This is a genomic window from Kocuria sp. CPCC 205258 (assembly GCF_040981005.1).
Lineage (GTDB): Bacteria > Actinomycetota > Actinomycetes > Actinomycetales > Micrococcaceae > Kocuria > Kocuria rosea.
This window is the reverse complement of the sequence record NZ_JAVKPS010000001.1, coordinates 558312-584786: the sequence shown is the minus strand read 5'-3', so window position 1 is coordinate 584786 and position 26475 is coordinate 558312. Positions and strand designations below refer to the sequence as shown.

The window sequence follows — 26475 nt, the reverse complement described above, 5'->3', positions numbered from 1 at the left end:
CGTCAGGCCTGCCGGGCGTGCACGGCGTCGGCGGAGCCGGCCGCCACGAGCCGCTTGCGGTAGGACATGCCGCCGACCAGCGCCACCACGAACAGCACCGACATGACGACGAGCAGCGGCCACGGGCCGAACTGGTAGATCAGCGGCACCGAGGCGGCGGTGATCAGCCCGCCGCCGAAGAACGGCTCGAAGAACAGCTGCTTGTAGCCGAAGGCCTCCATCGCCGGGCTCTCGTCGTGCGGGTCGGCGATGCGCATCAGGATGAGGCCGGTGGCGGTGACACCCATGGACTGACCGAAGTCCGCGATGCCGCGCTCGAGCCAGTAGTCGGGGATGACCTTGGGCACGAAGAGGAGCAGGAAGCCGGTGCAGAAGACGACGCCGGCGACGGACAGGACCAGGAAGACCTCCCAGTTCGCGGCGATCGCGGTGAGGGACAGGGTCGCGATCGCGGCGAGGATCAGGAAGTCGAGGGCGAGCCCCTGGATGCGCAGCATCATCTGGTGGTCCAGCAGGTGGCCGATGCCCCGCCAGTCCATCACCAGCTGCACCACCACGCCGCCCAGCATGGCGAGCGGGAACAGAGGAACGAACGCGAGCAGCTCCACGGTGTCCGCCCACAGGGCCTGCTCGACCCACTGCAGGGCCGTGAGGATGAGGTAGCCGATGAGGATCGCGATGCCCACCACGGCCACGTGCAGGGTCAGCGGCTCGATCGAGGCCGGCCGGGAGGTCATCATGGCCGCGGGGATGTTCTCGTCCCGGCGGTAGAGGCCCTTCTGCTCCTCGACGGACTGCTCCACGTTGCCCTTGAGCACCTTGGTGCGCCCGGTGCGCACGCCCCAGTTGATGACGGCGATCCCGATGACGATGCCGCCCACCAGGCCGATCGTGGCCATGCCCAGGGCCAGGTCCGCGCCCTCCTCGAAGCCGAGCTCCTCCATCACGGGGCGCATCCCGGCCGCGGTGCCGTGGCCGCCCTCGAAGCCGATCTCGATGAGGGCCCCGGCCATGGGGGAGATCCCGAACAGGGGCCCGAGGACCGCGATCACCAGCAGCAGGCCGACGACGTACTGGCCGGAGCCGAAGGCGAGACCCACCGACAGCTGCGGGCCGGCGAGCCGGGCGACGCGCCGCGGACCGGGGATGGACGCCCCGAGGAAGAGCGTCGCGAAGACCACGCTGATGAGCAGGCTGGGCAGGGCGGCCCAGACCTCGAGGATCTCCGGGGTGAACACGCCCCCGTCCGCGAGCCAGCCGACCCCGGCGGCCTCCCCGACCCGGCCCAGGACCTGGGGGCCGGCGAGCAGGGCGAGGAAGCCCGCGATGATGGAGCTGGGCAGGAAGATCTTCTGGATCCACCGCACCCGGACCCGCAACCACTTCCCCACGAGGAACAGCGCTGCCAGCAGGATCAGGGCGAAACCGACGTGGTTGGGGCTCATGGCGGGCTCCTGGGTCGAAGGCTCGTGCGGTCGGGCCAGTCTACGCACGCGTGTCCGGCGGCACACCCGGGGCCGCCGGGGCGGGCGCCCGCCCCGGTACCCTGGCAGGCGTCCCCTCTTCCCCTGCCCAGGAGCACCTGTGACGCCCTCGTCGCCCCCGGACCGTCCCTCGACACCGCCGGCCACCACGACCACCGCCACGACCACCCCCGGCGGGGAGGTGCGCCGCAGCATCCCGGGCAACGTGGTGCGCGGCGCGCTCATCGGCGTGGTCGAGACCGTCCCCGGGGTCAGCGGCGGCACCGTGGCCCTCGTGGTCGGCATCTACGACGAGCTCATCAACTCCGCCGGGCACGTGGTCTCCGCCGGCAGGCGGGCGCTGCTCGGGCCCGACCGCGCCGCCGGGGTGCGGCACCACCTGGCCCGGGTGCACTGGCGGATCGTGGTGCCCGTGGTGATCGGCATGGTCGCGGCCCTGCTCACCGTGGCCGGGCCCATGAGCCACCTTGTCGAGGAGTACCCCGTCACCATGCGGGCGCTGTTCTTCGGCATGGTCCTGGCCTCCATCGGGGTGCCCCTCCGTCTGGCGGGCGGGGCCCTGCGGGCCCGGGACGCCGCCGTCGTGGCGCTCGCGGCCGTGCTCGCGTTCGTGCTCGTGTCCGTGCCGCCCACCACGGTGGCCCCCGCGCCGCTGCTCATCGTGCTCGCGGCCATGGTCGCGGTGTCCGCGCTGCTGCTCCCCGGGCTCTCCGGCTCCTTCCTGCTCCTGACGATCGGGCTCTACCAGCCGACGCTGCGGGCCGTCGACGAGCTCGACCTCGGCTACCTGTCCCTGTTCTTCCTCGGGGCGGCCCTGGGCATGGTGGTCATCGTCAAGGGCCTGCAGTGGCTCCTCGACCACCACCACCGCGTCACCATGCTGGCGCTCACCGGGCTCATGCTCGGCGCCCTGCGCACGCTGTGGCCCTGGCAGCTCGAGGACCGCACGCTGCTCTCCCCCGAGGGGGACTGGTGGGTGCAGCTGCTCGCGGCGGCGGCCGGCTGCGTCGTCGTCCTCGCCCTGCTGGCCGTCGACGCCCGCACCCGGGCGCGCACCGGGCACGGCTCCCAGGAGGAGCTCGCCGGCGTCGAGTCCGGCGACGACGCCGCGGACAGCGCCCGGTAGACGGCCCCGGGCCGGCCGCGACAGACTGGCGGGAGACACCCCGCCCGCGGCTCCCCCGGAGGAGGTCCGGCAGCGCCCATGGAGCACCTCACGCACTTCTCCCGGGAGTTCCTGAAGGCCCTGCGGAGTCTGCTGCCCATCGTGGTGGTGGTCGTGGTGTTCCAGCTGGCCGTGTTCCGGGAGGTCCCGGAGCAGCCCCTGCGGCTCGTCGCCGGGCTGCTGGTCGTGGGCGTCGGCATCGCCCTGTTCCTGCAGGGCCTCGACCTCAGCGTGTTCCCGGTCGGCAAGAACCTGGCCAACCAGTTCGCCCGCCGCGGCGCCCTGGGGCTGCTGCTCCCGTTCGGCTTCGCCATCGGCTTCGCCGCCGTGGTCGCCGAGCCCGCGCTGATCGCCGTGGCCGAGCAGGCCGAGCTCGTCAGCGAGGGGCGGATCAGCGCCCTTGTGCTGCGCCTCGTCATCGCCGTGTCCGTGGGCGCGGTGCTCGTCCTCGGCATCCTGCGCATCCTGCGGGGCTGGGCGGTGCAGAGGCTGCTCCTGCCCGGCTACGTGCTCGTCCTCGTCGCCACGTACGTCGCCCCGCCGGAGATCGTGGGCCTCGCCTACGACTCCGGCGGCGTCACCACGAACATCGTCACCGTGCCGCTGATCGCCGCCATCGGGATCGGTCTCGCCAACTCGATCCGGGGCCGCAGCGCGCTCTCGGACGGCTTCGGCCTCGTGGCCCTGTGCGTCATGGTTCCGATGATCGGCGTGCAGCTGTACGGGATCTGGGTCTACACGTTCGGCGACGCCGCGGCCGTCGGCGCCGCCGGGTCCGGGAGCGCCCCGGTGCATTGGGCCCTGGAACACGTGCTGGGGCTCGCGGAGATGGTCCGGGACGTGCTGCCCATGGTGCTCGTGGTCCTGTTCTTCCAGTACGTGGTGCTGCGGCGCGGCGTGGCCCACCCGCTGCGCGTCGCCGTGGGCTTCGTGATGGTCCTCGTGGGGCTGTACGCGTTCGTCGTCGGCCTCAAGATGGGGCTCTTCCCCATCGGGACGATCATGGCGGAGCAGCTGATCGAGCGCGGAGCGCCCGCCCTCATCCTGCTCTTCGCCCTGCTCATCGGCTTCGCCACGACCATGGCCGAGCCGGCCCTGGTGGCCATCGGCGAGCAGGCCGAGGCGGCCTCGCCGGGCCGGATCAGCGGTTCCGCCATCCGGCTCGTCGTGGCCGTCGGCGTGGCGGTCGGCATCACCCTGGGCGTGTACCGCATCCTCGTGGGAGCACCGCTGCACTACGTGATCATGGCCGCCTACGCCGTGGTCATCGTCCTGGTCCTGCTGGCGCCGAAGCACATCGTGGCCCTCGCCTTCGACCTCGGCGGCGTCACCACCTCGGAGGTCACCGTGCCCCTCGTGACCGCCCTCGGCATCGGGCTCGCGGGCGCGATCGAGGGCCGGGACGTGCTGATCGACGGCTTCGGCCTGATCGCCTTCGCGTCCATCTTCCCGATCATCTCGGTGCTCGGGTACGCCATGATCCTGGAGAGGATCCCCCGCCTGCAGAAGGAGCCGACATGAAGTTCACCGCCGTGGTGGTCATCGCCCCCGACGACCTCGAGGACACCGTCATCGAGCAGTCCCAGCGCGCCGGGGCCACGGGCGTGACCATCCTCCCGGGCAAGGGCATCGGGGGCGAGACCAAGCGCACCTTCTTCGGCCTGACCTTCGAGGGCGCCCAGACCGTGCTCCTGATGGTCGTGGGCACGCACCTGGCCACGCCCATCCTCAAGGTGATGCACGACCTGCTCGTCGACGGCGGCGGCGGCTCCCGCGGCATCGCCTTCAGCATCCCCATCGACCACCTCACGGGCATCGACATGCAGCAGGTCGCCCGGTTCGAGGAGCACATGCGCCGCGAGGGCGCCTGACCCGGCGCCCGTTCGACCCCCGATCGAGCTCCGTCCGAGATTCCCACCGTCCGAGATTCCCAGGAGGAACCCCGTGCTGACCGTCAAGGACGTCATGGTGCGCGACGTCATCACCATCTCCCCCTACAGCACCCTGCGGGAGGCGCTGTCGACCATGAGCACCCGCCAGGTCAAGAGCCTGGTGGTGGAGCCGCAGCACCCCCACGACGGCTACGGGCTGCTCAGCTACAGCGAGCTGCTGCAGGCCATCGTGGCGGAGGAGGGGGACGTGGACCTCCTCAACGTCTACGACGCCGCGGTCAAGCCGGTGGTCACGGTCGGCGAGGACCTGTCCGTGAACCAGGCCGCGGCGCTGATGACTCGCTTCCGGCTCAACCGCCTGGTGGTGGTCCAGGGCAACGAGCTCATCGGGCTGCTGGCGATGAACGACATCCTGGCGCGGCTGATCAGCGACCTCATCTGACCGGCCCGCCGGCAGGGGCGGCTGCGGGTCAGCCCGCGGGCGGGCGCCATGCCTCGCCCGCGTCGAGCGCGGCCATCAGGCGCGGGCCGGCGGCCTCCTCCACGACCTCGCGGGGGCCGACGACGACGAGCAGCGACCTCGCGCGGGACATGCCCACGTAGACCATGTGCTGGGCCCGGGCCATGTCCTGGAAGCCGTTGACCGCCAGGACCACGGCCGAGCGCTCGAGGCCCTTGAATCCCAGGACGTGCCCGTAGAAGACGTCCTCCTCCGCGAAGTGCCCGTCCCAGTAGGCTCCGAAGCCCTCCGTGTCCACGATCTCCCGCTGCACCGGGTGGCGCCTGCCGGTGGTCAGCAGCGCGATGCGGCCCGGGTCCCACCCCTCGTCCTGGAGGGCGACCACGGCGTCGTCGGCGAGCTCCAGGACCGCCCCCGGCTCGACGTCGACGAACCGCACCGCCGGACCCTTCCCGTTCCGGCACCGCTGCGGCTCCCGGGCGAGCGGGGCGAAGGCCCGGGCAATGGTGGCGGTGTTGCGCAGGTTGTCGTCCAGCGGGAACGGGTTGAGGTCGATGGGGGCGTGCCCGTCCCGGTCGAAGATGCGCTGGTGCTCGTCGGTGAACACGAACAGCACGCCCCGGTCCGGGTCCTCGAGACACTGGACCAGCGCCTCCCACCACAGCTCCCCGAAGTCCTGTCCCTCGTCCACGACGATCGCGTCGAACCGGTCCCCGTCCGGACGGGCGGCGGCCAGCTCCCGCAGCCGCTGGGGGAGCCGGTGCTCCCAGTAGTCGGGGTCGTCGTCCTCGCCGGGCTCCGCACCCCATTCGACGGGCAGCCGGTGGAACAGCCCGATGTACGCCGGGCGCTCCTCCTCCGGCCACGCCCGGGACATCAGCTCGAAGTACCGCGCGAGCCCCCGGGAGTAGCACACGAGCGCTGTGCGATGCCCGTCGCGGGTCAGCCGGCGGGCTTTGAGCATGGCCATGTGGGTCTTGCCGGAACCGGCGCCTCCGGTGATCTGCGCGCGGTGCTGCCACCGCAGCAGGGACAGGGTGCGCTCCTGCTCCCGGGTGAGCTGGTTGCCGGAGTCCTCGAGCTCCCGGGCGAGGTCCTGCACGTTGCACAGGGACAGGTGGGTGCGGCGCAGGTTCTTGACGATCAGCTCCACGGTGATCGCATCCGGTGGGCGGTAGGCCTGCGTGCTGCGGCGCAGCACCTGGTTCAGCCGTCCGGCGATGCCGTCCAGGTCGGTGCAGTCGAACAACCGGTCCCGCGGGGCGTCGGGGACGTCCCAGTCCCCGGGCAGGCGCGTGTAGGGCAGATCAGCGAAGAACGTGGTCCGCCCGCCCCCACGGGACAGCCGCGGCGCCAGGTAGTCCAGGAGGGCGTGCATCCCGGACCGGGCCTGCTCCAGCGGCGACCGCTTCAGCCGGTGCGCCCCACCCCGGCCTGACTGGTGCCACTGCCCGTTCCGGACCGAGACCTCCCCGCCCTTCACCTCGATCACCGCGTTGCCCACACCCGGCCACAGCACGAGAAGGTCCAGCTCCGCCTCGACCTCGTCCCCGGTGATGCGCTGCCCCGAGATCAGCACCGCGTCCGCGGGGAGCTGCGCCCGCAGCGCCTCCCAGACGCACTGCTCCGCCTCGAAGCCGGGCGGGAACTCCGGGGACTCCGGGAAGGTCTGCGGCATGGCCCCAGGCTACCCAGGATGTGCCATCGCAACCGGGAGGCAGTGCGCCGTCGCGTGACGAGGCGCGATCCGCGACCCCCTCGTGCCGGCGGGTCGCGTTCTGCCGGTACGAGCGGCGCAATCCGACAGGACGCGACCCCTCGCGGTGAGAGGAGGCGGAACGCGACCCCTCGCGGTGGGAGGAGGCGGAACGCGGCCCCTCGCGGCGGCGGGGGGAGGCGGAGCACGGCGAAGGGCCCCGGTGTCGACTGCGACACCGGGGCCCTCCGGGTGGTTCGACGGCTGAACCGTGCTGCTACATTCCGTCCTTGAAGTTCTTGCCCGCGTCCTTGACGTTCTCGCCGGCCTGCTTGGCGCTGCCGGACAGCTTGTCCGCCTGGCCCTCGGCCTGGAGGTCGCGGTTGTCGGTGGCGTCGCCGACCTTTTCCTTAGCGGTGCCGCCCGCCTTCTCCGCGGCGTTGCTGATCTTGTCTCCGAGTCCCATGGGCTCTCCCTCCGGTCGGTGAACAGGTGCTACCAGCGTAGACCCCTCAGCATGCTGAGGGAACAGGCGGGGCGCCCCGGGAGGAGTCATTCCCCCCAGGGCGAACAGCGCCCGCTCAGCGCTCCGGGACGTCGAGGCCGGCCGCGGTCAGGCGCTCGCGCAGCCAGGCCGGGATCCTGCGGTCCATCCTCCGGTAGCGCCCGAGGTGCCGGCGCCAGTCCTCCGCGGCGACCGGGTGCGGGGCGTGCGCCGGGAGGGCGGGGTCGTCGTCGTAGTTGAGCACGAGCTCCACCCCGGGGCGCTGCCAGCGCCGCCCGGCCACGGTGACGATCAGCGTGGCGGACAGCCACGACCCGTCCACGAGGTCGGCGTAGTCCTCCTGGAGGGCCCGGGCCAGCCGGCGCGGGGTGCTGCGCAGGCCCTCGGCGTCCACGGGGCGGCGGGTCGTGCGGTCGCCGCGGACCTCCCGCACCTGCAGGCGCAGGTCCCGGCCCACGCTCAGGACGTCCAGCACGAGCGCGTCCCATCCGGGCTCGGTCCCGTGGGCGCGGACGAGCCACCGGGCCAGCCGGTCGATGGTCCTGCGCTGCCGGGGGCTCTGGAGTCTGTCGGTCCGCACGGGCACACGCTAGCAAGCGCCGGGCCGGCGGCTCAGTCCGCCGTGATGACCACCTTCACCGCCCGGTGCTGCGCGGCGTTGCCGAACAGCTCGTAGGCCTCCTCCATCTGGGACATGGTGAAGCGGTGGGTGGCCATCGCCTTCGCGTCCAGCCGGCCGGAGCGGACCATGTTGAGCAGGCTGCCCACGGTGCGGCAGTCCACGAGCCCCATGTTGATGCGGACGTTGGAGATCCACATCCGGTCCAGGGGCAGCTCCACCGGCTTGCCGTGCACGCCGGCGTTGGCCACCGTGCCGTAGGGCCGGACCACGTCCAGGCAGGTCCGGAAGGTCTGGGGCACGCCCACGGCCTCGATGGCCACGTCCACGCCGAGACCGTCCGGGGACAGCGCCCTGATCCGCTCGACGGCGTCCGGGTCCCCGGCGTTGACCTTGTCCGTGGCCCCGAGCTCGAGGGCCTTGTCCATCCGGTTCTCGTCGAGGTCCACGGTGATGACGCGCCCGGCGCCGCAGAGGTTCGCCGTCATGACCGCGCCCAGGCCCACCGGCCCCGCGCCCACGATCGCGACTGTGTCGCCGGGCTTCGTGTTGCCGTTGAGGATGCCGATCTCGAAGCCCGTGGGCAGGGCGTCGGTCAGGAACAGGACGTCCTCGTCGTCGAGGCCCTCCGGGACCTTGTGCACGGAGGTCTCCGCGAACGGCACGCGCACGTACTCGGCCTGCGTGCCGTCGATGAGATGCCCGAACACCCATCCGACGCCGCCCAGGGTCTGGCAGTGGGAGGGCTGGTTGTTCCTGCAGTAGGAGCACTTCCCGCAGTTGGTGACCGCGGGGATGATGATCCGGTCGCCGGGCCTCAGCCCGGTCACGGCGTCCCCGACCTCGGTGATCGTGCCGACCGCCTCGTGGCCGAGGACCCGGCCGTCGACGACGGCGGGGACGTCGCCCTTGAGGATGTGCAGGTCGGTGCCGCAGATGGTGGTCGTGTCGACCTTCGCGATGACGTCGGTGGGGTCCTGGAGGGTCGGGTCCGGGACCTCCTCCCAGGCCTTGCGGCCCGGTCCGTGGTAGACGAGTGCCTTCATGGGGTCCTCCTCGGTCGCCGGTCCGGCGGGCTGCCGGGCCGCCCGTCCTCATCGTAGGCGCGAGGATCCCGGGCCGGCAGGGCTCACTGGTAGGAGACGAACCATGGCTGCGGCTCGATCGCGGACGTCTCCTCCGGCGTGAAGGTGGGCGTGTCCTCGTCGTAGAAGTTCTTCCACGCCATCCGGATCCCCTCCGGCAGGCCCTGCTGCAGCCGCTCCCACGTCCCCTTCTTCAGCTCGGGGGTGCCGTGGCCGTCGGCGTGCAGGACCAGCGCGAGCTCCGGGCGGGAGGCGTCCACGAGGTGGCGGTTCGTGATCATCGACTCCGCGAACTGGTGCAGGACCACCACCTTCTGCGGCAGGTCGTTGTCCCGGGTCAGACCGGCGAGCCACGCCGTGGTCGCGTTGATCTCCGCGGCGTCCACCGAGCCGATCTGCACCATGTGCAGCTGGTCCGGCCCCAGCCGCCACTCCGGGTCCAGGGCCAGGCCCACGTTGGGGAGCTCGAGCAGCTCCTGGTACTGCTGCGCCTGGCTCAGGAAGTCCTGCCGGCCGGGCTGGAGGTCCAGCACCACGTAGACGCCGTGCTCCGCCGCGGCCTCCACGTACGGGCGCAGCTCCTCGACCGGGAGCTCCTCGGAGTAGTCCCCGTCCTCGCCGGGGCCCGCGGAGGCCGTGGTCGCGATGATCTCGAACGCGGGGACCACGGGCACGTCGCTGAAGGGCTCGTACTGGGCGGCGAGCTCCTTCGCCCGGACGGCGGACTCCTCGGGGCCCTGCTCCCCGAGCACGCCCAGCGCCGGCGTCCCGGGGCGGCCGTACAGGGCGACCATCCGCCGGTCGGGGAACACCTCGGTGCCCCCGCCGATCAGCTCCGCGGGCTCCTCGGGCACGGGGGTCGGGGAGGGGGCGGCCGACGACGGCGACGCGTCCGCCGCCGGTGTCGCCGCCGAGCCGCTGCCGGCGCCCTGGGCGCAGCCGGTCAGGAGGAGCGCGGCGCACAGGGCCGGGACGAGGGGGCGGGGCAGCGGCGAGCGGGTCATGGTCTGTCCTGGGGCCGAGGGGCAGGGGGGTCCGCCCAGCCTACGCACCGGCCGGTGCGCCGGACGGGAACAGGACCCGGAACGGTGCCGGCCGCGGCGCAGGTGCGTCACGCGGCGACCCGGGCGGTCCCGGACCCCACGACCCGGGCAGCCCGGGACCCGGTGGCCCGCCGGACCTCAGGCGGTGCCGGACTCCCCGGGCCCGCCCAGCTCGCCCAGCTCCTCGAGCAGCCGCAGGCCGCGCTCGGCCCAGGCGATCTCCTGGTCGGCGCGGGCCACCTGCCCCTCGTAGGCGAAGACCTTGAACCGGGTGATCCGCTCCCACTGCTCCTCGGGATTGGCCGCCAGCCGGCGCGCCAGCGTGGGGCTCGTGCGGTCCTGGAGCGCCCTGATCTGCTGGAGGGCCTGCGCGCGCTGGTCCCGGTAGTGCTCGATGTGGGCGTGCAGCTGCGCGGCCGCGGCGCCGGGGGAGGCCCACTCGAAGTAGGCGGCCCGCAGGTGGGCGGGATCCCGCTCCCGGACGTAGCCGAGCGGCTGGTCCTGCCACTGCCGCAGGGCGCGCTCGCCCTCGGGCGTGATCGAGTACTCCGTCTTGGTGGCCCCGCGCGAGCCCCACGGGACGGGCCGGCTCGTGAGCAGCCCCTCCGCGTGCATCTTGCGCAGCTCCGGGTAGATCTGCGAGTCGGGGGCGTGCCACACGTGGCCCACGGAGGAGCTGAACTGCTTGACCACGTCGTAGCCCGTCAGCGGCCCCGAGGAGAGCAGTGCCAGCAGGGCCGAGCGGAGGCTCACGGGCGGTTCCTTCCGTCGCAGCAGGGGTCGTCCTGCTGAGCCTAGCCGGGAGCCGGGCCCGTGACCCTTGTCACTCACTATGGACATAGGTATTGTGTGTCCTGCGCCACGACTATCTATCGAGATAGTGAGTGGATCGTGCTCGCCCCGGACCGCCCAGCAGAGGACCGCACCATGACCGTCGCCGCCACGAGGACCACCTCCACCGCCAAGCTCCTGTCCCACCCGCTCGACGCCTGGTACGTGGCGGGGTGGGACCACGAGATCACCGGGAAGGGCATCCTCTCCCGCACCGTGGCGGGACGCCCGCTGGCCCTGTACCGCACCGAGGACGGCCGCCCCGTGGCCCTGGCGGACGCCTGCTGGCACCGGCTCGCCCCGCTCTCCCAGGGGAAGCTGGTGGGCCGCGACGAGATCCAGTGCCCGTACCACGGCCTGCGCTACAACGCCGCGGGGCGGTGCACCTCGATGCCCGCCCAGGAGACGCTGAACCCCTCCGCCACCGTGCCGTCCTACCCGGTGCTCGAGCGCCACCGCTACGTGTGGGTGTGGCTGGGCGACCCCACGCGGGCGGACCCCGCCCTGCTGCCCGACATGCACCAGATGGACAGCCCCGAGTGGGCCGGCGACGGGGAGACCATCCACGCCCCCTGCAACTACCAGCTCGTCCTGGACAACCTCATGGACCTCACGCACGAGGAGTTCGTGCACTCCTCCAGCATCGGCCAGGAGGAGCTCTCCGAGTCGGAGTTCGAGACCACCCACGACGAGCGCTCCGTGACCGTGACCCGCTGGATGCGCAACATCGACCCCCCGCCCTTCTGGCTCAAGAACATGCGGGACCGGTTCCCCGGCTTCGAGGGCAAGGTGGACCGCTGGCAGATCATCCACTACACCTTCCCCTCCACCATCTGCATCGACGTCGGCGTCGCCGAGGCCGGCACCGGGGCGCCCGAGGGGGACCGCTCCCGCGGGGTCAACGGCTACGTGATGAACACGATCACCCCGGAGACGGACCGCTCCTGCCACTACTTCTGGGCCTTCATGCGCAACTACCGCCTGGAGAGCCAGCTCATCACCACCCAGCTGCGCAACGGCGTGCACGGGGTGTTCGGGGAGGACGAGGCCATGCTGCAGGCCCAGCAGGCGGCCATCGACGCCAACCCCGAGCACGAGTTCTACAACCTCAACATCGACATGGGCGGGATGTGGGTGCGCCGGCTCCTCGAGCGCGCGCTCGAGGCCGAGGGCCGCCCCGCCGCCGCCCCGGCCGCTCCCGCCGGGGCCTGAGGAGGGGCCGTGGCCGATTCCCAGCACGAGGTCTGGCAGCGCGCCGCCGTCGTCGCCGTCGAGGACGTCGCCGCCGGCATCCGGCGCGTCGTCCTGCGCCCCGACCGGCCCTGCCCGGTGCGGCCGGGCGAGCACGTGGACGTCCGCGTCCTCGTCCACGGCGAGGAGCAGGTGCGCTCCTACTCCGTGGTCGACGCCGACGACGACGGCGCGCAGCTCGCCGTCAGCGTCTTCCGCACCCCCACCTCCCGAGGCGGCTCGATCTTCATGCACGGTCTCGAGCCCGGGCAGGTCCTCGAGATCACCCAGCCGCTGCAGAACTTCCCGCTGCGCGTGGGGGCCCCGACCTACGTCCTGCTGGCCGGCGGCATCGGCATCACCGCGATCGCCGGGATGGCGGCGCTGCTGCGCCGGCTCGGCGCGGACTACCGCCTCGTCTACGTCGCCCGCTCCCGCGCCGCGATGGCCTACCTCGACGACCTGCGCGCCCTGCACGGGGAGCGGCTCGAGGCGCACGTCGACGACGAGGGCGGCTCGCTCGACGTCCCGGCCCTCGTGGCCGGCGTGCCGGCGGGCGCCGAGCTCTACATGTGCGGCCCCATCCGGCTCATGGACGCGGTGCGCCGCGCCTGGGCCGAGCGGGGGCTGGACCCGACCGGCCTGCGCTACGAGACCTTCGGCAACAGCGGCTGGTTCGAGGCCGAGCCGTTCGTGGTCCGCGTCCCCCGGCTGGGCGCCGAGGCCGTCGTCGGCCCCGACGAGTCCCTGCTCGAGGCCCTCGAGCGGGAGGGGCTCGACATGATGTCCGACTGCCGCAAGGGCGAGTGCGGGCTCTGCCAGGTCAAGGTCCTCGGCCTGGCCGGGCGGATCGACCACCGCGACGTGTTCTACTCGGACCGGCAGAAGCAGACCGGCACGTCCATGTGCTGCTGCGTCTCGCGGGTCGTCTCCGCCGCGCCGGCGGCCGATCCCGGCGAGCGCCCGGCCGCCGTCCTCACCATCGACGTCCCCTGAGAGGCTCCCCATGGACATCCGACACCAGATCGACGCATCCAGGATGTCGTCGTACCAGTGGCTCATCATCGCGGTGACCACGTTCCTCAACGCCCTCGACGGCTACGACGTGCTCGCCATGGCGTTCACGGCCACCTCCGTGACCGAGGAGTTCGGGCTCTCCGGCTCCCAGCTGGGCTGGCTGCTCAGCGCCGGGCTCATCGGCATGGCCGTGGGCTCCCTCGTCCTCGGGCCCTTCGCGGACCGGTACGGCCGGCGGAGGATCCTCGTGCTGGCGCTCGCCGTCAACGCCCTCGGCCTGTTCCTGTCCACCACGGCCGGGTCCGTGCTCGAGCTCGGGCTGTGGCGCGTCGTCACCGGCCTGGGCGTGGGCGGCATCCTCGCCTCCGCCACGGTGATCACCAGTGAGTACGCCAGCGCCCGCCACCGCGGCATGGCCGTGAGCATCTTCACCGCGGGCTACGGCGTGGGCGCCACCCTCGGCGGCATGGGCGCGACCCAGCTGATCCCCGCCTTCGGCTGGCGCTCCGTGTTCCTCACCGGCGGCCTGCTCACCCTCGTGGCGATCGCGCTCGTGCTGGCCGTGCTGCCCGAGTCCGTGGACTACCTCCGCACCCGGCGGCCCGCTGGCGCCGTGCAGAAGCTCGACCGCATCGCCCGTCGCCTGCGCCTCGAGGGGGAGGTCGAGCTCGGCCCCGTCCCGGCCGGCGCCGGCGAGCGGCGGAGCAGCGTGGGCCTGCTGCTCAGCGGCCGCTACCGCACCGCGACCCTCCTGCTCTGGGCGGCCTTCTTCGTCATCATGTTCGGCTTCTACTTCGCCAACTCCTGGACGCCCCGGCTCCTCGTGGAGACCGGGATGACCGAGCAGCAGGGCATCGTCGGCGGGCTCATGCTCACGATGGGCGGCACCTTCGGGTCCCTGCTCTACGGCGCGCTGACCACCCGGTGGGACGAACGGCTGACCCTGATGGCCTTCACGGTGCTCTCCGCGGTGACCCTCGTGCTGTTCATCACCACCACGTCCGTGCCCCTGCTGGCGTTCTCCTCCGGCGTGGTGGTCGGCATGCTCATCAACGGCTGCATCGCCGGGCTCTACACCGTGGCGCCCATGACCTACGAGCCCGGCATCCGGACCACCGGCGTGGGCTGGGGCATCGGGGTCGGCCGGGCCGGGGCGATCCTCGCCCCCATCGCGGTCGGCGCGCTGCTGGACACCGGCTGGACCCCCACGCAGCTCTACGTCGGCGTGGCGGTCGTCGTCGCGCTCGCGGCCCTGGCCCTCGTCCGGCTGCGCCCCTACGAGGAGACCGCCGAGGAGTCCGCCGCCGCGTCCGCCGCGGGCGCGGCCGGACCGGCCGGTGAGCGGCCGGGGCTCACCAGCCCCGGGTCCCCGGAGCGCCCTTGAACGGACCGACCACCCGCGAGGTGATCCAGCCCCCGTAGAAACCGCCCTCCTGCGGGAGCACCTGCTCCCCGGCGACGAGGCACCGGTCCATCATCCCGGGCATCAGCGCCACGTGCCCGCGCAGGGACTCGAAGCCCGGCGCGGGGGAGGGGTAGGTCCAGGCCGCCCGCGGCGCGGTGCGGGTCCCGCCCCGGACGTCGAAGTACGCCGCCGCGCCCTTCCACTCGCACCACGAGCCCCCCTCGCACGGGACCAGGGCGCCCTCGGCGAAGGCCTCGCGGGGCAGGTAGTAGGTGGGCGGGTGGCTGGTCTCGAGCACCCGCAGCGCGGCCGTGGTGGAGGCGATGCGCGCACCGCCCAGCCACACCTCCACGTGCTCCCGGGTGGGCTCGGTCCGGGGCGGTCTCGGGTAGTCCCACACGGACTCCTGGCCGGGGCCGGGGGTCTCGGGCCGGGGTCGTCTCATCTGCGCTCCATCCGGACGCCCGCCCGTCCGCGCCGGCCGGCGCGGTCTTCGGGCGTCACACAGTGGTGAGTGCTGCATCACTATGCTACGGCGCATGACGACACCCTGGAGTGCTTGCCCCGGAAATCATAAGGTTCTGGGGTGCTCATCTCAGGACTTCTCATCGGCGCCGCCCTCGGATTCGTCCTCCAGCGCGGCCGCTTCTGCGTCACCGGCGCGTTCCGCGACGTCTGGATCGCGAAGAACACGTGGTGGCTGTCCGCCTTCTTCGTGGCCATCGCCGTCCAGGCGGTCGGCATCTGGGTGCTGAACGCCCTCGGCGTCATCACCCTCGAGGCCTCGGCCTTCCCGTGGCTGGCCACGATCGTGGGCGGCTTCGTCTTCGGCTTCGGCATCGTCCTCGCCGGCGGCTGCGCCACCGGCACCTACTACCGCGCCTCCGAGGGGCTCGTCGGCTCCTGGTTCGCGCTCATCTTCTATGCGCTGTTCGCGACCATCTCCAAGTACGGCCCGCTGGCCGGGACCACCGAGGCCATGCGCGGCGTGACGGTCGGCACCCAGGGCTCGATCCACGAGACCCTCGGCGTCTCCCCGTGGGTGCTCGTGCTGGCCCTCGTCGCCGTCACCGGCCTGTGGGCCCGCCACCACCTCACCAAGCCGCGGATGAAGATGGCCACGCTCCCGCCGGAGCGGACCGGTCTGAACCACCTGCTGTTCGAGAAGGCCTGGAACCCGTTCGCCACCGCCGTGGTCATCGGCGTCATCGCGATCATCGCCTGGCCCGCCAGCTGGGCCACCGGCCGCGAGTCGGGTCTCGGCATCACCACCCCGTCCGCGAACATCGCGAGCTACCTGACCACGGGCGACGTCGAGCTCGTCGACTGGGGCGTGTTCCTGGTCCTGGGCATCCTGATCGGCTCGTTCATCGCGGCCAAGGGCTCGGGCGAGTTCAAGCTCCGCGTTCCCGACGCGCAGACCATCGTCCGCTCCATCGGCGGCGGCGCCCTCATGGGCGTCGGCGCGGCGTGGGCCGGGGGCTGCACCATCGGCAACGCCCTGGTCGCCACCGCCGCGTTCGAGTGGCAGGGCTGGGTCAGCTTCGCCGTCATGATCCTCGGCACCGGCGCGGCCGCCAAGCTCTTCATCGCCCCCCGCAAGACGTCCGCCGCCCCGGGCCGCGTCCCGGCCGGCGTCTGACCCACCGACCCCCAGTCCCAGGAGGCACCACCCATGGCACAGCACATCCTCGAGACCGACGGTCTCGTCTGCCCGTTCCCCGTGGTCGAGGCGAAGGCCGCGATGGCCGAGATGCCCGCCGGCGACGAGCTCGTCATCAACTTCGACTGCACCCAGGGCACCGAGGCCATCCCGCGCTGGGCGGCCGAGAACGGCTACCCCGTCACGCAGTTCAGCAAGCGCGGTGCGGCCGAGTGGTCGATCACCGTGCAGAAGGCCTGATCCCCGGGAGTTCCACGCAGCGGCGGACCCCCGCGACCGAGCATCCTCGGGCGCGGGGGTCCGTCGTCGTCGGTGGGCCCGGTCACACCGAACCCTACTAAAATGAACACCGATCATTTAGAGTGGCAGGCACCGCGTTCTCGCCCGCAGAGAGGAACCACCATGAGCGACGTCCTGCAGAACTACGTCGACGGCGCCTTCGTCGACGCCCACGGCACCGGCCGGATCGACGTGGTCGACCCCACCACCGGCACCACGGTCGCCGTCTCCCCGGTCTCCGACGCGACGGACGTGGACCGGGCCTTCGCCGCCGCCCGCGCGGCGTTCCGGAGCTGGAAGCGCACCACGCCGAGCGAGCGGCAGCTCCTGCTGCTCCGGCTCGCGGACGCGCTCGAGGCGCACAGCGACGAGCTCGTCGAGGCCCAGCACCGCAACACCGGCCAGCCGCGGCAGATGATCGCCGACGAGGAGGTCGCCGCCGGCGCCGACAACCTGCGCTTCTTCGCCGGCGCCGCCCGGACCCTCGAGGGCAAGGCCGCGGCGGAGTACCTGGGCGGGCACACCTCCTACGTGCGGCGCGAGCCGGTCGGTGTCGTGGCGCAGGTGACGCCGTGGAACTACCCGCTGCTGATGGCGATCTGGAAGCTCGGCCCCGCGCTGGCCGCCGGCAACACGGTGGTCCTCAAGCCCTCGGACACCACCCCCGGGTCCACCCTCGTCCTGGCCCGGCTCATCGACGGGATCTTCCCGGCCGGCGTGGTCAACGTGCTGCTCGGGGACGGCTCCACGGGCGCGCTCATGACCGGGCACCGGACCCCGGCCATGGTCTCGATCACCGGGTCCGTCCGTGCCGGCCGTGCCGTGGCCCTCGCCGCAGCGCAGAACCTGACGCGCGGGCACCTGGAGCTCGGCGGCAAGGCGCCGGCGGTCGTCTTCGCGGACGCCGACCTGCCCGCCGCGGCCAAGGCGCTCGTGGAGTTCGGCACCTTCAACGCCGGCCAGGACTGCACCGCGGTGACGCGCATCCTGGTCCAGGACAGCGCCCACGACGAGTTCGTGCGCCTGCTCGCCGCGGCCGCCCGGGACATCGTGACGGGCGACCCGGACGAGTCCAAGAACTTCTACGGCCCGCTCAACAACGCCCGCCACTTCGAGGACGTGTGCCGCAAGCTCGCCGAGCTGCCCGAGCATGCGAGCGTGGTCACCGGCGGGAAGCCGGTGGCGGGCTCCCCCGGCTACTTCTTCGAGCCCACCGTGGTGTCCGGGGTGCGCCAGGACGACGCCCTCGTCCAGGAGGAGACCTTCGGCCCGGTCCTCACCGTGCAGCCCTTCGCCACGGAGGAGGAGGCGCTCGAGCTGGCCAACGACGTCGACTACGCCCTCGCCTCGAGCGTGTGGACCACCGACCACGGCACGGCCATGCGGGTCTCCCGCGAGCTCGAGTTCGGGTGCGTCTGGGTCAACACCCACGTCATGCTGGTCTCCGAGATGCCGCACGGCGGGTTCAAGGACTCCGGCTACGGCAAGGACCTCTCGCTCTACTCGGTCGAGGAGTACACCCAGGTCAAGCACGTGATGCACGCCCTGGACGCCTGAGCCGGCGCGGCCGGGGCTCAGTCCTGGCCGGCGGATCCGTTCTGACCGGCGGATCCGTCCTGACCGGCGGATCCGTCCTGCCGGCCGGCCCGGTCCCGGGCGGCCGCCAGGCGCAGCCGGAAGCCCTCCAGCATGGCGGTGAGGGCCGCGTCGAAGGCCGCGTCCGCCGCGGCGGTGGCGTCCGCCGGCCGTGCCTGCACGGCGGCGGCGAACACCGGGGCGAGGTCCGCGCGCTCCCCGGGGTCGAAGATGTCGGCGGGCGCCGTCGCGTCGTACGCGGCGCCGAAGACGAGCGACTCGATCGAGACGATCACGTCCACGATGCTGGCGCGCTCCCAGCCCGCGTCCGCGAGCCCGGAGGCCACGGTCTCGTACATCTGCAGGGTGTGCGGGGAGTCGGCGACCGGCTGGACGGCCATGATCGGGATCATGGCCGTGTGCTGGGCGTAGCAGTCCCGGTAGGACCGCGCCCAGCTCTCGAGGGCCCGGTCCCACGGGACGGTGCCGAAGGCGGAGCAGTCGATGCCCTGGTTGATCGCGTCCTGGACCCGGATCAGCACCTCGCGCTTCGACGGCGTGTGGTTGTACAGGGCCGAGGTGGAGACCTTCAGCTCCCGCGCGAGCTCGGTCATCGTCAGGTGCCGGTAGCCCCGGGTGGTCACGATCTTGATCGCGGCCTTCGTGATCCGCTCCTCGGAGAGCACCGGATGGCGCGGGCGACCGCGACGCCGAGGGGCGGGGCCGGCGGGAGCCATGAGCAGATCCTCCTGCGGTCGGGGCATGTGGCGCTTCCTCCTGAGTCTAGGTGCAACGACTTGGTGACGGCTCTTGACGAGCACGGGCCGGAACCCATTTAATGAATCTAGTTCATTTTAGTGTGAAGGAGAGCACAGTGACCGATCAACGCACCCTGGGCAGCGAGACCGCGATCGAGCGCGACGTCGTCGTCGTGGGGGCCGGCCCCGCCGGGCTCATGGCCGCCCGCACGCTCGTGGCCGCCGGGCGGACCGTGGCGGTCCTCGAGGCCCGCGACCGCGTGGGCGGGCGGACCTGGTCGAAGACCGTGGACGGCGCGTTCCTGGAGATCGGCGGGCAGTGGATCTCCCCCGACCAGACCGAGCTGCTGGCGCTGGTCGACGAGCTCGGCCTGGAGACCTACCAGCGCTACCGCGAGGGCGAGTCCGTCTACCTGGCGCCGGACGGGACCCGCCACACCTACACCGGCTCGATGTTCCCGGCGGGGGAGTCCACGATCACCGAGATGGAGAAGCTCGTCGCGCTCCTGGACGGGCTCGTGGCCGAGATCGGCGCCACCGAGCCGTGGGCGCACCCGGCGGCCCGGGAGCTGGACACCATCTCCTTCCACCACTGGCTGCGGCAGCACTCCGACGACGAGGCCGCCTGCAGCAACATCGGGATCTTCGTGGCCGGCGGGATGCTCACCAAGCCCGCGCACGCGTTCTCCGTGCTGCAGGCCGTGCTCATGGCCGCCTCCGCCGGGTCCTTCTCGAACCTCGTGGACGAGGACTTCATCCTCGACCGGCGCGTGGTCGGCGGCATGCAGTCCGTCTCGGAGACCATGGCGGCGGAGCTGGGCGAGGACGTCGTCTTCCTGGACACCCCGGTGCGCACGATCCGCTGGGCCGGCGCGGACGGGACCTACGCCGAGCACGTCCCGGGCACCCCGGTGACCGTGTGGTCCGACCGGCTCACAGTGCGGGCGAAGGACGTGGTCGTGGCCGTCCCGCCCAACCTCTACTCCCGGATCTCCTTCGAGCCGCCCCTGCCGCGGCTGCAGCACCAGATGCACCAGCACCAGTCGCTGGGCCTCGTGATCAAGGTGCACGCCGTCTACGAGACGCCCTTCTGGCGGGACAAGGGCCTCTCCGGCACCGGCTTCGGCGCCCACGAGCTCTCCCAGGAGGTCTACGACAACACCAACCACGGGGACCCGCGCGGCACCCTGGTCGGCTTCGTCTCGGACGAGCGGGCCGACGAGCTCTTCGGCCTGCCCGCCGAGGAGCGCCGCCGACTGATCCTCGAGTCCCTCTCCCACTACCTGGGGGAGGAGGCCCTGCACCCGGTGGTCTACTACGAGTCCGACTTCGGCTCCGAGGAGTGGACCCGCGGCGCCTACGCCGCCAGCTACGACCTCGGCGGCCTGCACCGCTACGGCGCCCACCAGCGCACCCCGGTGGGCCCGATCCGCTGGGCATGCTCCGACCTCGCGGCCGAGGGCTACCAGCACGTCGACGGCGCCCTGCGGCAGGGCCGGCTCGCCGCGGCCGAGGTCCTCGGCGCCGGCTCGCTGACGGGCGCGGAGCGATGACCACCGCCGGGGTGCCGCGCTACGTGGTCGGCTACAGCGGCGACCGGCGCAGCCGGGACGCCGTGCGGCTGGGCGCCGCGCTCGCGCGCGACGTGGGCGCCGAGCTCGAGATCGTCCTCGTGCTGCGCGCGGACGACCCGTACCAGCAGGTCTACCCGCCGGTGGGGGACATCTCGCCCGTGCTCCGCCGGCAGGCCCACCAGTGGCTGCGCGAGGCCGCCGCCCTGGTGCCCGAGGGGATCACTGCCCGCACCCACGTGCGGGAGGCGCGGTCCGTGCCCACCGGCCTGGTCGAGGCCGCCACCGAGCTGGGGGCCGCGATGATCGTGGTCGGCGCCGGGACGGGCGGCGGCCGCTTCACCCTGGGCTCGGTGGTGAACGCGCTGCTGCACAGCTCGCCGGTCCCCGTGGCGCTCGCCCCGCGCCGATACCCCGGGGACGAGCCGCTGACCCGGGTCTACGCCGCCGTGGGCACCCGCCCCGGGGCGCACCAGGTCATCCGGGAGGCCGCCGAGGCGGTCGAGCGCTCCGGCCTGGAGCTGGAGCTCCTCTCGTTCCTCGAGGGCGAGGCCGCGGACCCGGGCGCCACCGAGCAGGCCCGCCGGCGCGTCGAGGAGCACCTGGAGGCCGCAGCGGCCGAGGCCCGCCGGACCGGGCCCGTGACCGTGCGGGTCGCCTCCGGGCGGACCCTCAAGAAGGCCGCGCAGGACGTCGACTGGGCTCCCGGCGGCCTCCTGCTCATCGGCTCGTCCCGCCTCGCCCAGGGGCGGCAGACTTTCCTGGGCACCACCGCAGCACGGCTGCTCAAGCATGTCCCGGTCCCGATGGTCGTGGTCCCACGGCCCGCCACGGACCCCGCCCTCGCCCGGACCGAGAAGGAGGCCGCGTCATGAGCACCGCACCGCTCGTCGAGCAGCAGAGCACGCGTCATGAGAAGGGACTCAGCAAGGGCTCGGTGGGCCTGCTGGGCTCCGTGGTCATCGGCGTGTCCACCATCGCGCCCGCCTACACACTCTCCGGAGCCCTCGGGCCCACCGCCGCCGCGGTGGGGACCCACCTCCCGGCCATCCTGCTGGTCGGCTTCGTCCCCATGCTGCTGGTGGCCATGGGGTACCGGCAGCTCAACCGGGCCATGCCCGACTCCGGCACCACCTTCACCTGGGTCTCGAAGGCCTTCGGCCCGTGGATCGGGTGGATGGGCAGCTGGGGTCTGCTCGCCGCCACCATCCTGGTGCTCTCCAACCTGGCCGGCATCGCCGTGGACTTCTTCTACCTAGCCCTCGCCCAGATCAGCGGCAATGACGCCATCGCGGAGCTGACCCGCAACGTGCCCGTCAACGTGGCCACCTGCCTCGCGTTCGTAGCGCTCGCGGCGTGGATTTCCTACCGCGGCATGGAGGCCACCAAGGTGGTGCAGTACGTCCTCGTGGTCTTCCAGCTGCTCGTCCTGCTGTGGTTCGCCGCCGCGGCCTTCGGCCACGTGGGCGGCGGCACCGCCTTCGAGGGCCTCGCCGTGCGCGCCGAGTGGTTCAACCCCTTCGGTGTGGAGTCCTTCTCCGCGTTCGCCGCGGGCGTGTCCCTGTCCGTGTTCATCTACTGGGGCTGGGACGTGGTACTCACCCTCAACGAGGAGAGCAAGGACTCCACCACCGGTCCGGGCCGCTCGGCCATCGCGACCATCCTCGTCATCGTCGCCCTCTACATGGCCGTCTCGCTCGCCGTGCTGTCCTACTCCGGCACGGGCGGCGCCGAGCTCGGCCTGGGCAACGCGGAGATCCAGGAAAACGTCTTCGCGGCACTCGCCGGTCCGGTGATGGGTCCCTTTGCGATCCTCATGTCCCTGGCGGTGCTGTCCTCCTCCGCCGCGTCGCTGCAGTCCACGATGATCTCCCCGGCGCGCACCATGCTCGCGATGGGCCACTACGGGGCGCTGCCGGCGAAGTACGCCCGGATCACCTCGCGCTTCCAGTCCCCGGGCTACGCCACGATCGCGGCGGCCGTCATCGCCTCGGTGTTCTACGCGGTGATGCGAGTGGTCTCCGAGAACGTCCTGTGGGACACCATCACCACCCTGGGCATGATGGTCTGCTTCTACTACGGCGTCACCGCCCTGGCCTGCGTGTGGTACTTCCGCCGCGAGGCCTTCCGCACCGCCACGGGGTTCCTGACGAAGTTCCTGGCGCCGCTGCTCGGCGGGATCCTGCTGCTGGTCTTCTTCGTCCAGACCTCCTACGACTCCATGGACCCGGAGTACGGCTCCGGCTCGGCGATCGGCGGGGTCGGGCTCGTGTTCGTCCTCGGCGTGGGCATGCTCCTGCTCGGGGTCGCCGTGATGCTCGTCCAGTACCGGCGCAACCCTTCGTTCTTCCGCGAGCGCTTCGAGACCACCGAGCTGCCGGTCCTCGACTGAGGGGCGGACGGCCGGACCGGGGAGAGCGGGCCGGTGGCCGGGGCGGGTGCCCCGGCCACCGGCCCGTCCGTCGTGGACGCCGAGGCGCGTCCCCGCCGGGCGGATCCTCGATAGATTCGACAGCATCCGCACCGTCCGAGGAGTTCGCCATGGTACGTCCACGCTCACCGCTCCTGTCGGTCGACGCCATCGTCACCGCCGCACTCGCGCTCGTGGACGAGACGGGGGACTTCAGCTTCCCCAAGGTCGCCCGTCGCTTGGGAGTCAGCCAGTCGGCGCTGTACAACCACATCGACAACCGGGAGCACATCGTCGAACTGATGCGCGGCCGGGTGTTCGGTGACCCTGCCCCGGTGGACCTCGAGAAACTGTCGTGGGAGGAGGCGCTGCGGGCTCTCGTGCGGGCCTATCGCGACTGCATGGTCGCCCACCCCCGCCTGGTTCCCCACCTCATCACGCAGACCGTCCAGGACCTCGGGGTGATCGGGATCTACGAGGACATGGCCGTCGTCCTGGAGCGGGCCGGGCTCGCGCGGGACGCCGTCGTCCCGGCGATCTCCGCGATCGACTACCTGGCCCTGGGGTCCGCGCTCGACCTGACGGCGCCGGAGGTCGTCTGGGCGCCGCCGGAGGGCCGGTTCCCCGCCCTCAGCCGCGCTATCGAGGGTCTCGGCTCCGTCGAGGAACGTGCGGAGGCGGCCTTCGCCTTCGGGCTGGACGTGTTCGTCGCCGGAGTGCGGGCGCAGACCGCACGAGAAAATTACTGAAAGCCTTTCACCAAACTCTTGTGGTGCACGGTCGGCCACCCCATACTAATGAAAGCCTTTCATTTATGTGGTGGCACTCACATCCTGCGCACGAGGGGAAGACCATGTCCGAGAACAGCACCGAGTCCCCGGCCTCCGGCCGTGTGCCGCTGACCGCGACCCGCGCCGTGTCCGTCTTCGGCATCAGTGTGGTGGGGTTCATGACCGCCAATCTGGTCCCGGTGATGATCGTGGCCCTCACCGGGGAGCTCGGTCTTGCCGTCACCGCGGCGGGCACGCTGATGACCGCCTCGTTGCTGGCCTGCGCCGCGTCCTGCTTGGCCACCTCCCGCTGGACGGCCCGGGGCGGCCGATACGTCGTGGCCCGTGCCGGGCTGGCGCTGACCGCCCTGGGCTTCGGCGCCGCTGCGTTCGTCCCCTCCGTGCCCGTGGTCGTCGCCGGCGTCGTTCTCGGCGGTATGGGCGCCGGTGGAGCGGTCTCCGCCGGGGGAGCGGCCCTGGGGGCGCTGCGCAACCCTGACCGGGCCTCGGGCATCAGCGGCTTCACCAACCGTGCGATCGTCTCGGTCATCCTGTTCGTCATCCCGGTCCTGGGCGCGGGGATGGGCAGCGCCTTCGGCCTGCTCGCCGGCCTGGCCCTGGCCGCGCTGCTCACCACGGGCTGGCTGCCCGATCGTCCCGCTCCCGGTGTGCTGCCGACCCCCGAGACGATCTCCGCCGCACCGGCCACCCTGTCCTCCCGCAGGACATCGATCGCCGGCGTCGGACTGCTGGCCTGCTTCGCGCTGTGGGCGCTGAGCGAGGACTCGCTGTGGGCGGTCGCCGCCACGATGGGGGCCGAGCAGGCAGGACTCGACGAGACCGGGATGGGCCTGGTGCTCAGCCTCTCCACCCTCGGCGGGCTGATCGCCTCGGCCCTCGTGGGGCTGGCCGGGCCGCGCCTGGGCCGCACGGTGCCGCTGGCAGCCGCCCTGGTGGCCGGGGGGCTGCTCAAGCTCCTGGCCGGGACCGTGACCGATCCCGGCTGGTACATGGCGGTGGTGATCGCCTGGAACACGATCTACATGCTGGCCTTCATCTACATCGTCGCCGTCGCCGCCGCCCTGGACGCCTCGGGGAAGTGGTCGGCGCCGGTGCTGGGGGTCTACCTCGTCGGCTCGTCCTTCGCCCCCGTCTTCGGCACCTCCGTCGCGGCCGCCGCCGGCTACACCGTCCTGGGTGCGGTGCTGGCCGGGATGACGTTCGCCCTGCTGCTCCCCCTCGTCATCATCTCCCGCCACTCCGTCCGCGCCGAGGCCGCCGCCCGGCCGGTGCCGCAGGCCGGCTTCCCGCAGGTGGCGATCATCTGATGTCCCTGACCGCACAAGCCGAGAGCGTCCCCGTGACCGACTGCACCGTCTACACCCATGCGACCGTCTTCACCGCTGACGGCGCCGAAGCCGAGGCCTTCGTCGTCGAGGGCGACCGTTTCCGGTACGTCGGGGACGAGGCCGGTGCCCGGCGCTCGGCAGGACCTGGCGCCGCCGAGGTCGATCTCGCCGGGGGCTTCGTCCTGCCCGGGATCATCGACGCCCACACCCACCTGCTGATGACGGGCCAGTCCCTACAGAAGGTGGCACTGCGCGACGCCGCGGACCTCGCCGAGATCCAGGCCCGGTTGCGCCGGGCGGCCGAGGAGAACCCGCACGCGCCCCGCATCCTCGGCACCGGCTGGCTCTACAGCGCCCTCGGTGGCGTGGCGCCGATCCGGCAGCTGCTCGACGAGGCCGTGCCGGACCGTCCTGTCTACCTCGACGCCAACGATCTCCACTCGGTGTGGGTCAACAGCGCGGCCCTGGCTGAGCTGGGCATCCAGGACACGACCCCGGACCCGATCGGCGGCCGGATCAGCCGCGACCCGGTCACCGGGGCGGCCGACGGGATGCTCCACGAGACCGCCGCCCAGCAGATCGTCTGGCCCGCCCTCGCCCGGGCGGCCGCCGACGCCGACCGCGACGCCCAGCTGGAGTCCGCGTTCGAGCACTACCTGGCCGTCGGGGTCACCGGGGCCGTGGACATGGCCGTCCAGGACGACGACCTCGCCGCCTTCCGCCGCGCCCTCCAGCGCCACGGCGGCTCCCTGCCCCTGCGCGTGAAGGGCCACTGGCTCGTCCACCGCCGCGACAGCGACGCGGAGAACCTCGCCCAGGTCGCCCGGGCGGGGCAGCTGGCCGCGGAGCTCTCCGGGGAGTGGCTGCGGATCTGCGGGATCAAGCTCGTCGTCGACGGCGTCATCGACAGCTGTACCGCGGCCATGAAGGAGCCCTACGCCGACGGCAGCACGTGCGAGCCCATCTGGGACCGGGAGTCGCTGACACCGGTCGTGGTCGCCGCCGACGCCGCCGGGCTGCAGATCGCCCTGCACGCCATCGGCGACGAGGCCTCCGAGATCGCCCTCGACGCACTCGAACAGGCCCACCGGATCAACGGCCCCCGGGACCGCCGCCACCGGATCGAGCACCTGGAGACGGTCACCGAGGCCAACGTGGGCCGCCTGGCCGCCCTGGGCGTGGTGGCCTCCGTGCAACCGGTCCACGCCGACCCGGCCATCCAGGACAACTGGCGCGCCGTGCTGGACGACCACCGTGTCGAGCGGGCCTATCCGTGGACCGAGTTCCTCGCCGCCGGCGCCACCCTGGCCATCAGCACCGACGCGCCCACCGCCCCCCACCAGCCGCTGCCCAACCTGTACGTGGCCACCACCCGACGCTCGGCCCTCGACCCCTCGCTGCCCGCCAATCTGCCCGACTACGCCCTGGACCTGGCCGACGCCCTGGGCCACGCCACCCGCGACGCCGCCTTCTCCTGCCGTGCCGAGCACCAGGAGGGCCGCATCCGCGCCGGCCACCTCGCGGACTTCACCGTCCTCGCCGCCGACCCCTTCGCCGCCGAGCCCGACCGGCTGCTGACCAACCGGACACGCCTGACCGTCGTCGGCGGCCGCACCGCCTTTCGCGCGGCTGCGGCCGGACATCACCCCGTGGCTGCCACCTGACGGG

Annotated in this window: 25 protein-coding genes; 16 read left to right on the top strand and 9 right to left on the bottom strand. The window is 72.4% G+C overall.

Annotated features, from left to right (window positions below):
• Positions 1-2 precede the first annotated feature (2 nt).
• Positions 3-1445, bottom strand: coding sequence for a sodium/glutamate symporter (locus RF644_RS02700; protein WP_126350468.1), 1443 nt, complete (start codon positions 1443-1445; stop codon positions 3-5).
• 139 nt (positions 1446-1584) lie between these two features.
• Between RF644_RS02700 and RF644_RS02695 the strand changes: the two genes are divergently transcribed.
• The 4 genes from RF644_RS02695 to RF644_RS02680 all read left to right on the top strand — a co-directional run bounded on the left by RF644_RS02695 (position 1585) and on the right by RF644_RS02680 (position 4983).
• Positions 1585-2610: a DUF368 domain-containing protein gene (locus RF644_RS02695; RefSeq protein ID WP_144836387.1), complete on the top strand. Its 1026-nt coding sequence runs from the start codon at positions 1585-1587 to the stop codon at positions 2608-2610.
• Positions 2611-2688: 78 nt separating this feature from the next.
• Positions 2689-4170: a DUF1538 domain-containing protein gene (locus RF644_RS02690; RefSeq protein ID WP_368795260.1), complete on the top strand. Its 1482-nt coding sequence runs from the start codon at positions 2689-2691 to the stop codon at positions 4168-4170.
• On the top strand, positions 4167-4520 hold the full coding sequence (locus tag RF644_RS02685) for a transcriptional regulator (RefSeq protein ID WP_368795259.1): 354 nt from the start codon (positions 4167-4169) through the stop codon (positions 4518-4520). The genes RF644_RS02690 and RF644_RS02685 overlap by 4 nt, the downstream gene beginning before the upstream one ends.
• Positions 4521-4593: 73 nt before the next feature.
• The gene (locus tag RF644_RS02680; RefSeq protein WP_368795257.1) at positions 4594-4983 is read left to right on the top strand and encodes a CBS domain-containing protein; all 390 of its coding nucleotides are present in this window, start codon (positions 4594-4596) and stop codon (positions 4981-4983) included.
• 28 nt (positions 4984-5011) lie between these two features.
• On the opposite strand, the gene RF644_RS02675 is transcribed toward RF644_RS02680, so the two are convergent.
• The 6 genes from RF644_RS02675 to RF644_RS02650 form a co-directional block, all read right to left on the bottom strand.
• Positions 5012-6679 carry an NERD domain-containing protein gene (locus RF644_RS02675; RefSeq protein ID WP_368795256.1) on the bottom strand — a complete coding sequence of 556 codons (1668 nt, stop codon included), beginning with the start codon at positions 6677-6679 and terminating at the stop codon, positions 5012-5014.
• A gap of 295 nt (positions 6680-6974) precedes the next feature.
• On the bottom strand, positions 6975-7163 hold the full coding sequence (locus RF644_RS02670; RefSeq protein WP_017834007.1) for a CsbD family protein: 189 nt from the start codon (positions 7161-7163) through the stop codon (positions 6975-6977).
• 115 nt (positions 7164-7278) lie between these two features.
• Positions 7279-7782 (bottom strand): hypothetical protein, encoded by a 504-nt coding sequence (locus RF644_RS02665; RefSeq protein ID WP_126350465.1) that lies wholly within the window; start codon positions 7780-7782, stop codon positions 7279-7281.
• A 32-nt stretch (positions 7783-7814) separates the two neighbouring features.
• A complete protein-coding gene (locus tag RF644_RS02660; protein WP_368795255.1) occupies positions 7815-8867 on the bottom strand; it encodes a zinc-dependent alcohol dehydrogenase family protein in 1053 nt (350 codons plus the stop codon).
• 83 nt (positions 8868-8950) lie between these two features.
• Positions 8951-9910, bottom strand: a complete 960-nt coding sequence (locus RF644_RS02655) for a hypothetical protein (RefSeq protein WP_368795254.1) — start codon at positions 9908-9910, stop codon at positions 8951-8953.
• A 177-nt stretch (positions 9911-10087) separates the two neighbouring features.
• Positions 10088-10702 carry a PadR family transcriptional regulator gene (locus RF644_RS02650; RefSeq protein WP_035925357.1) on the bottom strand — a complete coding sequence of 205 codons (615 nt, stop codon included), beginning with the start codon at positions 10700-10702 and terminating at the stop codon, positions 10088-10090.
• Positions 10703-10876: 174 nt separating this feature from the next.
• On the opposite strand from RF644_RS02650, the gene RF644_RS02645 reads away from it, so the two are divergent.
• Genes RF644_RS02645 through RF644_RS02635 form a run of 3 tightly spaced genes read left to right on the top strand, consistent with a single transcriptional unit; the run spans position 10877 to position 14411 of the window.
• Positions 10877-11992: an aromatic ring-hydroxylating dioxygenase subunit alpha gene (locus tag RF644_RS02645; protein WP_109269212.1), complete on the top strand. Its 1116-nt coding sequence runs from the start codon at positions 10877-10879 to the stop codon at positions 11990-11992.
• A gap of 9 nt (positions 11993-12001) precedes the next feature.
• Positions 12002-13006, top strand: a complete 1005-nt coding sequence (locus RF644_RS02640) for a 2Fe-2S iron-sulfur cluster-binding protein (protein WP_368795253.1) — start codon at positions 12002-12004, stop codon at positions 13004-13006.
• A 10-nt stretch (positions 13007-13016) separates the two neighbouring features.
• Positions 13017-14411, top strand: coding sequence for an MFS transporter (locus RF644_RS02635; RefSeq protein ID WP_133408851.1), 1395 nt, complete (start codon positions 13017-13019; stop codon positions 14409-14411).
• Here RF644_RS02635 and RF644_RS02630 read toward each other — a convergent pair.
• Positions 14380-14877: a DUF427 domain-containing protein gene (locus RF644_RS02630; RefSeq protein ID WP_035925365.1), complete on the bottom strand. Its 498-nt coding sequence runs from the start codon at positions 14875-14877 to the stop codon at positions 14380-14382. The two genes, RF644_RS02635 and RF644_RS02630, sit on opposite strands and share 32 nt — an antisense overlap.
• A gap of 141 nt (positions 14878-15018) precedes the next feature.
• On the opposite strand from RF644_RS02630, the gene RF644_RS02625 reads away from it, so the two are divergent.
• From RF644_RS02625 to RF644_RS02615, 3 genes are all read left to right on the top strand, one after another.
• Entirely contained in the window at positions 15019-16074 is a 1056-nt protein-coding gene (locus RF644_RS02625) for a YeeE/YedE family protein (protein WP_272027440.1), read from the top strand.
• Between the two features lie 33 nt (positions 16075-16107).
• Positions 16108-16335 (top strand): sulfurtransferase TusA family protein, encoded by a 228-nt coding sequence (locus RF644_RS02620; RefSeq protein ID WP_017833997.1) that lies wholly within the window; start codon positions 16108-16110, stop codon positions 16333-16335.
• 162 nt (positions 16336-16497) lie between these two features.
• Positions 16498-17931 (top strand): aminobutyraldehyde dehydrogenase, encoded by a 1434-nt coding sequence (locus RF644_RS02615; protein WP_368795251.1) that lies wholly within the window; start codon positions 16498-16500, stop codon positions 17929-17931.
• A 17-nt stretch (positions 17932-17948) separates the two neighbouring features.
• On the opposite strand, the gene RF644_RS02610 is transcribed toward RF644_RS02615, so the two are convergent.
• A complete protein-coding gene (locus RF644_RS02610; protein ID WP_368795250.1) occupies positions 17949-18713 on the bottom strand; it encodes a TetR/AcrR family transcriptional regulator in 765 nt (254 codons plus the stop codon).
• Between the two features lie 110 nt (positions 18714-18823).
• Between RF644_RS02610 and RF644_RS02605 the strand changes: the two genes are divergently transcribed.
• From RF644_RS02605 to RF644_RS02580, 6 genes are all read left to right on the top strand, one after another.
• Positions 18824-20260: a flavin monoamine oxidase family protein gene (locus RF644_RS02605; protein WP_368795249.1), complete on the top strand. Its 1437-nt coding sequence runs from the start codon at positions 18824-18826 to the stop codon at positions 20258-20260.
• The gene (locus tag RF644_RS02600) at positions 20257-21153 is read left to right on the top strand and encodes a universal stress protein (protein ID WP_368795248.1); all 897 of its coding nucleotides are present in this window, start codon (positions 20257-20259) and stop codon (positions 21151-21153) included. The genes RF644_RS02605 and RF644_RS02600 overlap by 4 nt, the downstream gene beginning before the upstream one ends.
• Positions 21150-22670, top strand: a complete 1521-nt coding sequence (locus RF644_RS02595) for an APC family permease (protein ID WP_368795247.1) — start codon at positions 21150-21152, stop codon at positions 22668-22670. Before RF644_RS02600 ends, RF644_RS02595 begins: the two co-directional genes overlap by 4 nt.
• Positions 22671-22819: 149 nt before the next feature.
• Positions 22820-23437 carry a TetR/AcrR family transcriptional regulator C-terminal domain-containing protein gene (locus RF644_RS02590; protein WP_368795246.1) on the top strand — a complete coding sequence of 206 codons (618 nt, stop codon included), beginning with the start codon at positions 22820-22822 and terminating at the stop codon, positions 23435-23437.
• Between the two features lie 104 nt (positions 23438-23541).
• A complete protein-coding gene (locus RF644_RS02585) occupies positions 23542-24786 on the top strand; it encodes an MFS transporter (protein ID WP_368795245.1) in 1245 nt (414 codons plus the stop codon).
• On the top strand, positions 24786-26471 hold the full coding sequence (locus RF644_RS02580) for an amidohydrolase (protein WP_368795244.1): 1686 nt from the start codon (positions 24786-24788) through the stop codon (positions 26469-26471). The genes RF644_RS02585 and RF644_RS02580 overlap by 1 nt, the downstream gene beginning before the upstream one ends.
• Positions 26472-26475: the final 4 nt, after the last annotated feature.

Coding starts and splice junctions, on each gene's coding strand:
- RF644_RS02615 (WP_368795251.1), top strand. CDS start 16,498: ATGAGCGACGTCCTGCAGAACTACGTCGACGGCGCCTTCGTCGACGCC.
- RF644_RS02580 (WP_368795244.1), top strand. CDS start 24,786: ATGTCCCTGACCGCACAAGCCGAGAGCGTCCCCGTGACCGACTGCACC.
- RF644_RS02660 (WP_368795255.1), bottom strand. CDS start 8,867: ATGAAGGCACTCGTCTACCACGGACCGGGCCGCAAGGCCTGGGAGGAG.
- RF644_RS02595 (WP_368795247.1), top strand. CDS start 21,150: ATGAGCACCGCACCGCTCGTCGAGCAGCAGAGCACGCGTCATGAGAAG.
- RF644_RS02645 (WP_109269212.1), top strand. CDS start 10,877: ATGACCGTCGCCGCCACGAGGACCACCTCCACCGCCAAGCTCCTGTCC.
- RF644_RS02635 (WP_133408851.1), top strand. CDS start 13,017: ATGGACATCCGACACCAGATCGACGCATCCAGGATGTCGTCGTACCAG.
- RF644_RS02675 (WP_368795256.1), bottom strand. CDS start 6,679: ATGCCGCAGACCTTCCCGGAGTCCCCGGAGTTCCCGCCCGGCTTCGAG.
- RF644_RS02700 (WP_126350468.1), bottom strand. CDS start 1,445: ATGAGCCCCAACCACGTCGGTTTCGCCCTGATCCTGCTGGCAGCGCTG.
- RF644_RS02610 (WP_368795250.1), bottom strand. CDS start 18,713: ATGCCCCGACCGCAGGAGGATCTGCTCATGGCTCCCGCCGGCCCCGCC.
- RF644_RS02655 (WP_368795254.1), bottom strand. CDS start 9,910: ATGACCCGCTCGCCGCTGCCCCGCCCCCTCGTCCCGGCCCTGTGCGCC.
- RF644_RS02585 (WP_368795245.1), top strand. CDS start 23,542: ATGTCCGAGAACAGCACCGAGTCCCCGGCCTCCGGCCGTGTGCCGCTG.
- RF644_RS02620 (WP_017833997.1), top strand. CDS start 16,108: ATGGCACAGCACATCCTCGAGACCGACGGTCTCGTCTGCCCGTTCCCC.
- RF644_RS02600 (WP_368795248.1), top strand. CDS start 20,257: ATGACCACCGCCGGGGTGCCGCGCTACGTGGTCGGCTACAGCGGCGAC.
- RF644_RS02685 (WP_368795259.1), top strand. CDS start 4,167: ATGAAGTTCACCGCCGTGGTGGTCATCGCCCCCGACGACCTCGAGGAC.
- RF644_RS02670 (WP_017834007.1), bottom strand. CDS start 7,163: ATGGGACTCGGAGACAAGATCAGCAACGCCGCGGAGAAGGCGGGCGGC.
- RF644_RS02690 (WP_368795260.1), top strand. CDS start 2,689: ATGGAGCACCTCACGCACTTCTCCCGGGAGTTCCTGAAGGCCCTGCGG.
- RF644_RS02590 (WP_368795246.1), top strand. CDS start 22,820: ATGGTACGTCCACGCTCACCGCTCCTGTCGGTCGACGCCATCGTCACC.
- RF644_RS02630 (WP_035925365.1), bottom strand. CDS start 14,877: ATGAGACGACCCCGGCCCGAGACCCCCGGCCCCGGCCAGGAGTCCGTG.